Raw genomic sequence first — 2036 nt, 5'->3', positions numbered from 1 at the left:
GGGCACCTCAAGTAGCATCTCAAGTAGCACATATGCTTACCTGTGATTTATAGCATTTTTCAATTCGGTGAGGTACTTTCGTCATAAAAAGCGTTCGCGTAGCTTGACCAAAGGTCAATCGCCCCCAGTGAGTGAAAGCGATCGCGTCGGCTTTGCCGAATCGTAGCTGTGGATACCAATTAATATCAGCAGCTAAAAAACTGTTTCTTCCATATTGTCATGGTTAGGGGTTGGAAAGCTTTGTAGCCTCTTGAGGAAATCTAACAATTCTTCAGGTGTCAGAAACTGACGGGAAATCTTCCCGTAAACCTGTTGTAGGTATTTAACTCCATCTTGTTTTGACCACCGCAACCGTTGAAGTTCCTTGGACGTCTGCTTTAGAATTTCAAAAGATTCGTGGGACTTGATCCAATCTTCCGATTGTTGTGCCCCGGTCTGTGGCTTTGTTTGTGGCTCTGACTCTGGTCCTGGTGGTGAAATTGGCTGACCACTTAAAAGTGACTGGCAGGCATTGGCAATCGAGTAGATATTAACAGAAGCATCCCAATCATAGGATATATAGCGGTCTCTACTATCATAGAGGGAACAGAATACGGTAGCTGGATTACCTTTTGAAGTATCATTACCCCTCAGAGCGATCGTCAGCGGTTCCTTTACTTGCTCAGGGGATAACTTAACAAGACTAAGCAAAAAGCAACGAGAAAATATACTATCAATCCCTGACTGGATAGAATACGGTTTATCCGCTAGCACTTGGATGCGGAGTTTAAGCACTTCTTTCTCAAGAAATTCTTTTGCCACTATCTCAATCCCACTCACAAAACATCGAATGGCTTGGTGGTAAATGGCTTCTGGTTTGTTTTCTGAGTGATTCCAAAAGTGCCACAGGTACTTACCATTTTCAGAGTTTTTGACATAGATTATTTTCGGTATCGGGGCATCACAAAACCCCAATTTTTTGGTATTGTCTAGGTTGCTTGACTCTACTGTTTCGGCCATGACACTCCCTTGGATACTATCGCAAATCTGTGCTTTAAGTATCCAAACCTGATGTATGCGTTCGCATTTGTTTTATGAATATCGGGTATGCTTTACCGTAATAGATCGATACTCGCGCATCCGGTTTGTTGATCCCGTTTGTTGATGATCACGTTATGGTTATAGCCATGAAATTACTAGAGAAATCCTAAATCTGTGATAACTTTTGATTTAGGATTTCCCTATTCCCTATTCCCTATTCCCTATTCCCTATTCCCTTTGCTATATAAATTTTAATACCGATACCGTTACCATTTGCGACTGCATCAAGACAATGATTAAAAATGTATTTAAAGATATCCTCTTATCCAAAACTAATTCTTCCCTTCCTCCTCTCCCCACACTCCTCCCTTTTCAACAGGTCTTACGACCCCTGCCTCTAGCCATTGCGCTGGTGCTATCTTGTCTATTGACCCTTACAGGTTGCCATCCGAACCAGTTTAAGACTCAGGCAGCTCAGGTCTCTCAACTAGTGTTAGCTACTCCTAGTGACCCAGCTAGCTTTAACTATATTGTTAATACCTCTCCCTTCGGTGTATTTGGTTACCTCTACGAAGGATTGTTGAGTGAGAATGGCATGACAGGGGAGTTGGAACCAAAACTAGCTGAATCTTGGGACATTTCCTCAGACCGACAGCAGATCACCTTCACCCTGCGGCATGGGCTAAAGTGGTCTGATGGGGAACCCCTGACGGTGGATGATGTGATCTTTACCTATCAGGAGCTTTACCTGAATCCTAAAATTCCCACAGTCTTCCGAGATTTCCTCCAGATTGGTAGTACTGGTAAGTACCCATCGGTGCGCAAACTAGATCAGCGGCGAGTTGAGTTTACCTTACCACAACCCTTTGCGCCATTTGTGAGATCCGCCGGAACCCTAGCCATTCTACCGGCTCATGCGTTACGAGAGTCTGTGCAAGCCACTGATGGTAATGGCAATCCCCAGTTTCTTTCAACTTGGGGCACTAACACCAATCCCCAAGACATTGTTAGCAATG

2 protein-coding genes are annotated in these 2036 nt (G+C 43.9%); one reads left to right on the top strand and one right to left on the bottom strand.

Annotated elements, in window-relative coordinates; translation table 11 throughout:
• Nucleotides 1-192 precede the first annotated feature (192 nt).
• Nucleotides 193-999, bottom strand: a complete 807-nt coding sequence (locus F6K53_RS38440) for a hypothetical protein (RefSeq protein WP_075899632.1) — start codon at nucleotides 997-999, stop codon at nucleotides 193-195.
• A 313-nt stretch (nucleotides 1000-1312) separates the two neighbouring features.
• Here F6K53_RS38440 and F6K53_RS38435 point away from each other — a divergent pair.
• Nucleotides 1313-2036, top strand: a 724-nt coding sequence (locus tag F6K53_RS38435) for an ABC transporter substrate-binding protein (protein ID WP_293085073.1), incomplete at its 3' end; no start/stop codon positions are given.

Origin of the sequence: Moorena sp. SIO4A1 (assembly GCF_010672065.1) — a bacterium.
Lineage (GTDB): Bacteria > Cyanobacteriota > Cyanobacteriia > Cyanobacteriales > Coleofasciculaceae > Moorena.
This window is presented reverse-complemented; position numbering and strand designations above follow the sequence as displayed.

Bases quoted from the DNA above. Each gene is read 5' to 3' on its own strand.
- F6K53_RS38440 (WP_075899632.1), bottom strand. From the start codon at position 999: ATGGCCGAAACAGTAGAGTCAAGCAACCTAGACAATACCAAAAAATTG.